We start from the raw sequence: 6,156 nt of genomic DNA on the forward strand, positions 1-6,156 counted from the left end.
ATTATTTTTTTCTATTTTTTTCTATTATCCCGCTGCCTTTTCATTTCCATCTTTACCTGGAGGTACAAGAAGGATTTTCCCATCTTCAAGCACCACTTTTACCTTGTTTTTTCCTTTCAACCCCAACGCCTCAATGTATTCGTCAGGTATTTGAAGCCGTCCGGCCTTGTCCAGTACTGCCAATTCTTCGTGAGTTCCATTTTCCCCGTTGAATATTACTCCATTCTTCATCTCTTCCAATTCTTCCGCATAAGATTTCTTTCTTATAAACTCACTGCTGGTCCTTCCATCCCGTATTGCCACCACGCGGTCAACCTTGCCGGCAATATTCCTATCATGAGTAACGATAATAACAGTTACACCTAATGTTCTATTCATACTTCGAAAAACATCCAATATTTGACTTGCCGTCTTTGTATCAACAGCTCCTGTGGGTTCATCGGCAAGGAGTATTTTAGGATTGTTAGATAGAGCTATAGCTATAGCCACCCGTTGTTGTTCGCCCCCGGAAAGCTGGCTTAGCTTGTTGTTTTTTCTATGGGATAATCCCACCATTTCAAGTAATTCCAAAGCTTTAGAAGCCCTTTTGCGTTTTCCGCTTAATATAAGAGGTAGTTCAACATTCTCCCTTGCTGTTAAGTATGGAATTAAATTCCTTGCATTATTCTGCCAGACAAATCCTACTGTTTCTCTCCTGTATTTCATAAGCTGACGGTCAGTGAATTTAAGCAAATCTTTACCATCAACTATTAACCTCCCTGCAGAAGGCCTGTCTAGTCCACCCAACATATTAAGCAAGGTAGATTTACCACTTCCACTGTTTCCTATTATTGCCATCAATTCTCCTCTTTCAATAGTCAAATCAAGTCCTTGCAAAGCTACTACTTCGGTTTCTTTTGTTTTATAAATCTTCACAAGGTTTTCACATACTATTATGTTATTATCCTGCCTGTTATCATCCTGCCCATCGCTCATCTATTATCTCACCATCCTCAAGGGTATATACACAGTCGGCTACCTCCATCATACTGGGGTCATGGGTTGACATTACAACTGCAAGCCCTTCTTTTTCTACCAGGGTTTTAAACAACTTTACAACCTGCAGCCCCATATGCGTATCAAGTTCAGCAGTAGGCTCATCAGCAAAAATAACTCCGGGCCTGTGGGCTATTGCTCTTGCTATAGCCACCCTTTGCTGTTCTCCACCTGAAAGTTCATGTGCCCTATGGTGCATCCGTTTCCCGAGGCCTACCAGTTTAAGGCATTCTTCCGCCCTTTCTTTCCTGTATGCAGGGTCATAACCTGCTATCCTCAACCCAAATTCAACATTTTCATAAGCAGACATTATGGAAATTATGGCTATCGATTGGAACACAAACCCAAAATCCTTCCTCCTAATTTCATCCCTTTTTAAAGCGGACATATTGCTTATTTGCCTGCCTTTAAAAAACACTTTCCCCCCCGTTGGAGTATCCAGTCCTCCTAAGAGATTTATTAATGTCGTTTTCCCTGATCCTGACCTACCTTTTAAAACTGTAAGTTTCTCCGGTAGGATACGGATATTTACTTTTTTTAGTGCATGTACAATTTCTCTTGCGGAACGGAAATCCATATCCAGATCTTCCGTCCATATTACCGGTGTCCTATTATCCTTCATTTTGACCTCCTCAATTTAATCTTCCCCTAGCTTTATAGCCTGGTTAATATTAATTTTTGAAACAAGAATTCCCAGTATCGTAATACCGGATAAAAGCATCATACCAACAATAGAGTATATTTTAATATAATCACCGCCATAGGCAAACACTTTAAAGGGTAGTGCCAATTCCTCTACACTATATGCTATTTGGATAAGAGGAATAAATAAGTCACAGGTAAGCCCACCTATAATAATCCCCATTAACACCGCCATCCCAGATATCAACAGTTGCTCAAATATAAGCATAATGACTATATTTCTCATTGACAATCCCATAGCACGGAATATTCCAAATTGTAAAGCCCTACTCCGTATAGACAATACCCAGTATATTAAAAATCCTATGGCACTTATAAGCATAGTAATTACAAATCCCATTGTAAGCGCACCATTTGTTCCTTGAAGCATCGGGTCATTCTTTTTCTTAATTATTTCATTCTTTGTAAATTTAATATCCGTCAGCTCTATTTTCTTTTCTTGAATATCATTATACACCTCGGTATCAGTTGCACCAGGTTTTCTCTTTATCCATACCTCATAGGGTTCTAGCGACATTTTTGCCTGGATGTACGAGAAATTCGCCACAATTAAATCCCTGGGTTCACCCTTAGGAGTTTTTAAATTGGGATTAAACGTAGGCCAATAGTCTACAAAAGCGTAGATGTAACCTTCAAGGTATGTTTGGCCTTCCCAGGTTATATAAATTGAATCCCCTTCCCTTAACTTATATTTCTCCTGGACTGACCTTGATGCCAGAAAAGCAGTCGGAGACTCTGCCAAAAGGTTTAGATAATTATACCAGTGGTACGGCAGTAACCCGGGCCTAAGCCATGATACTTTCCCAAACTCATCAGGAATTATGCCGATTAAGTCTACATTATATGAAATTCCTGCAATGCTTCTTAATTCAATATTGCTTTTTCTGAAAACCTTGGTTGCCAGTTCAACTCCTGAAAGCTTCTCAAACTGCTCAAATGGAGGTTCAATGTACTCTACAGGACCATCATCCCCTCCAACCCCTATACCACCACCGGTTTCTCCCATCATACCGACACCTAGCATATCACTTCCAAAAGACACCTTATTAGTATCCCATTTTGCTTTTATAGCTATATCTGCTCCTACATCATACATCACCTTTTCCTCAATGTTCCTGTTCAATGTACGTGCTGCATTGGCATTGAATATACCAAGAGATAGCGCAAGAATTAAAAATAACATTAAGAACTGTTCTTGCCCACTGGACCTTCCTACATGGATAAAAGAAGCATAAAGGGCAGGAGTCCACACTTTTTTCCCAACCCAAAAAACAAGGTTTACCAATAAAGGGTATATTCTCAAAAATACAAGGCCTGCACCCAGTATAAACATAGTAGAAATAAGGAACAGAAGAGGGTCAATGGCCAGGTCAGTGCCGCTGACGCCTGTAAAAATCTGGGTAATTTTCCTCATCTTATAGTTGTATAAGCCATAACCCGCAATAGCTAAAAGGACTAAATCAAGGAAATAACGTTTCCACACAGGTGTTTTCCTTCCTCTGACTTTCTGCTGTTTATAAAGGACAATACTGGTCCTGGAAGATAAATAGGCGGGTAAGAGCATTGAAACAATAAATAGGGCCAGAGCTATAAGGGAATAAATATAAGCTTCTTTACTTAATTCCACAGGAAGGGCCGTCCTCTGTACAAACTCAAGGAATCCATTCGATAGTCCAAGAATCCTACAAATAAATAGTCCTAAAGGAGGTCCTGTTAAAAAGGCTATGCCTGCTAATAACAAGCTCTCAAAAAAATAGCTTAAAAATACTTGCAAACTGCTTGAACCTCGGCTTTTTACAACCGCTATTTCATTTTCTTCATTTTTCACTATAAGCTGGGCTACCATAAACATGTAGAATGCAAGCATTAATAGAATGGGAACCTGCAGTACCCATAAAGTTATACTTAATCTTTTTTCCCGTTTCTGATACTCTTCAAGGATCGGTATTAATGGAAGCCTTGTCTCAAGAATTGCAGTATATTTCTTTATCCATCTTAACTGCTCTTGATAGGCAGAAAGGATTCCATCAATATGTTCAATTTTAATTTTATGATAATCAAGGCCATAGTTCCAGCGTGCCTCTGTCAAATATGCACCTTCAGTTTCTTTTCCAGTTTCTATAAAAAACCGGTTGAATAGAGAGTAATCTATTATAAAGCTTTCATCATAGTTCCATAACCCATCAAACCAATAAAGGTCTCCAGGGTCTTTCATGGTAAACGTTCCGACAATTTTCACCTTACAGAGTACCTTATCTTCATTAAGAAAATCTTTTACCAGGTAAACTTCATCCAGTCTTAAATCCAGATTATCAAGGGCCTTTTCAGTGATAACGGCCTCTATAATATCCCCATCCATTTTCGCGGAAAACATCCTACCGTGTATAATATCCGCATGCTTTTCAAAATCAGTTATACCTTCAAATTTAAAAAACCTGGTTTTTGGTTTTTCTTCTCTTTGTATTTCAGGTATAGCAAGAAGATTATCCGCAATTAAAGATTTGTTTTTTACAATTACAGGGACACCCAGTTCTTCAGGGAACTTCACAACTCTATTATCAAACCATATGTATGCATCTATTCTGTCATTCCCGTCATTACTGTAATAGTGGAGCTTGGACTTTATGCTGAGCCTTCCAGGAAACCCTCCGTAGTTTTGCTGGTAACTCTCAAGGTCTTTTACAAGCATTCTTTGTAATACTCCATTGGTATATATGGGAACACTGCTTACCATGGCAACTGTTAATATTGACCCTATAAGCAGGGATAAAACCATCCACTTATTATTTAAAATTTTCCTTACTAGTATAATCAGCAACAGTCCTCCCCCCTTTTTACCATTCTATGATTTCTTCACCTTCTTCAAGACCTTTTACTATTTCAACCTGGGTAGGTGTTTCTATCCCAACCTGCACATTCCTGTCTTTTTTCATCCCATCTTCAAGTACATAGACAGTTTTCTGACCCATGAAACCACGGAGTAAATCCCTGGGTATTACAATTACATTTTCTTTCCTCTCCAAAAGAAGGCTTATCCTTGCAGGGTCACCCAGAGAAACACCTTTTGGCATATTTTTTACATCAATAAGGACAGATTTCTTTATGCTCTCATCAGCATCAAAAGGAGCTGTAGATGGAGTCATAACTACTTCGCCAACATACTCATTGTCATCGATCTTTACTTCAACTTTATCCCCCATCTTGAAATCTGAGACATTATCTCCCGAATATTTTAATTTGAGCCTGTTTACATCGGCAATCCTAATAAGATTTGAATGTGCGTATACATAATCACCTTCTTTTAAAGAGGCAATCCAGACAACCCTTCCTGAAACAGGTGAAACAAGCTTGGTTTTCTCCAGTTCCATTTGAAGGTTTTGTATTTGCATTTCAGCAGTTCTAATATCTAATTCCATTAAAGTTTTAGTATTATTATATTTCTCTATCTCTCCCTGAATTATAATTTCCTGCTCCTTTATCTGCTCTTCCAGCGCCTCCACTTCTTCAACTGCACCAGGCATTACATCCTGTATAGATACTCCTTCAGGAACATTTTCTATCGTTGCTTTTAATTTCTCTAACTTTTTATTATAATCATCAAGTTGAAGTTGGGCTAATTTAATTGACCTTTCGGTATTAGACAATGTTTGGTTATAATTGAGTTTAAGCCTCTCTAGAGCTATTTCCTGTTGAAATAACTGGTTTTCCAGGTTATCTGTTTCAAGCTGGATTAACACGTCCCCTTCTTGTACCATATCCCCGGTTTTTACGTTTATTGACTCAATCCTTCCGCCCCTATGTTTAAATGAAATATCAGTCTGAAGATCAGATACAAAATAGGCTGTAGCATTAATCCTTTTTTCAATAGTCCCTCTTTCTACTTTTATAGTCTTGTAGGTAACTTTTTCGGGAGTTTTTAAGGGAGGAGCAAGGACTTCTTCTTCCTGTGGGAAAAAGTAACACCCCGGCAAAGAGAAAATAAATAATGCTATAACTATCGCAAAAACAACCTTCACTATAATTCGGTATAACCTTGCGGACAACACATACATTTTTTTCATCAGAGTATACCCCCACATACATATCAGCTGGTCGGAATGTTTTTTCCTTTTTTATTTATAATATTAACTCTTATTTTCATTATAATATTAACTCTTATTTTCAAAAAAGTAAAGTCAATACAATGAAAAAGGGCGCATTTTTTATATATGACCCATATAATGACAGAAACATTGCGGAAGGTCTCGTAGAGCCTGTTAATCCGACGAGGGATAAGCAAATCAACTGTTCTAAGCAAAATAATTACATTGATGTGCTATTAAATTTTATTCAAATTATTTTGCGAGTTTGATTTGCCCCGAAGTGAATTTACAGGCTCTAGAGGCCTGGAGCACCGTTTCCGGAATATAATGGGTCATG

The 6,156-nt window shown here is 38.1% G+C and carries 4 protein-coding genes; all 4 read right to left on the reverse strand.

Translation table 11 applies throughout. The features are described 5' to 3' along the window. Window positions 1-24: 24 nt before the first annotated feature. The 4 genes from HPY74_19135 to HPY74_19150 are packed head-to-tail and all read right to left on the reverse strand — an operon-like array spanning window position 25 to window position 5,798. The gene (locus HPY74_19135; GenBank protein ID NSW92726.1) at window positions 25-975 is read right to left on the reverse strand and encodes an ATP-binding cassette domain-containing protein; all 951 of its coding nucleotides are present in this window, start codon (window positions 973-975) and stop codon (window positions 25-27) included. Beyond that, window positions 956-1,612 (reverse strand): ABC transporter ATP-binding protein, encoded by a 657-nt coding sequence (locus tag HPY74_19140; protein NSW92727.1) that lies wholly within the window; start codon window positions 1,610-1,612, stop codon window positions 956-958. Before HPY74_19140 ends, HPY74_19135 begins: the two co-directional genes overlap by 20 nt. Window positions 1,613-1,672: 60 nt before the next feature. Then, on the reverse strand, window positions 1,673-4,555 hold the full coding sequence (locus HPY74_19145) for an FtsX-like permease family protein (GenBank protein NSW92728.1): 2,883 nt from the start codon (window positions 4,553-4,555) through the stop codon (window positions 1,673-1,675). Window positions 4,556-4,571: 16 nt separating this feature from the next. Continuing rightward, a complete protein-coding gene (locus HPY74_19150) occupies window positions 4,572-5,798 on the reverse strand; it encodes a biotin/lipoyl-binding protein (GenBank protein NSW92729.1) in 1,227 nt (408 codons plus the stop codon). Window positions 5,799-6,156 lie beyond the last annotated feature (358 nt).

Source organism: Bacillota bacterium, assembly GCA_013314855.1.
Classification (GTDB): domain Bacteria; phylum Bacillota; class Clostridia; order Acetivibrionales; family DUMC01; genus Ch48.